Raw genomic sequence first — 265 nt, forward strand, 5'->3', positions numbered from 1 at the left:
ATCGAGCAATTTAAGGCGTATGAGGCGGAGGTTATCGCCTGTGCCGAGCGTAGAGCGGTGTTAGAAAAAGCCCTGGCTGATCAAGCGCAACATATTCAGCACCTCGGTTCCGAGCTCTCATTGTGTTCCGAACGTTTGTCTGAGTATGAAGCCGATGCGGTCTCATCGCGGGAGCAAAGTGCCGAACTCGACAGAACCATCAGTGCTCAGATGCTACGCATTAATAGCCTTGATGCCGCAGTCTTGAGTGCTCAAGAACAGATTG

1 protein-coding gene is annotated in these 265 nt (G+C 51.7%); it reads left to right on the forward strand.

The window, feature by feature from the left end; all coding sequences use genetic code 11:
- The coding region (locus KMS84_RS40245) for a hypothetical protein (RefSeq protein ID WP_256921608.1) at window positions 1–265 on the forward strand (265 nt) is incomplete at both ends.

The organism is Streptomyces hilarionis (genome assembly GCF_024539675.1).
Classification (GTDB): Bacteria; Actinomycetota; Actinomycetes; order Streptomycetales; family Streptomycetaceae; genus Streptomyces; species Streptomyces hilarionis.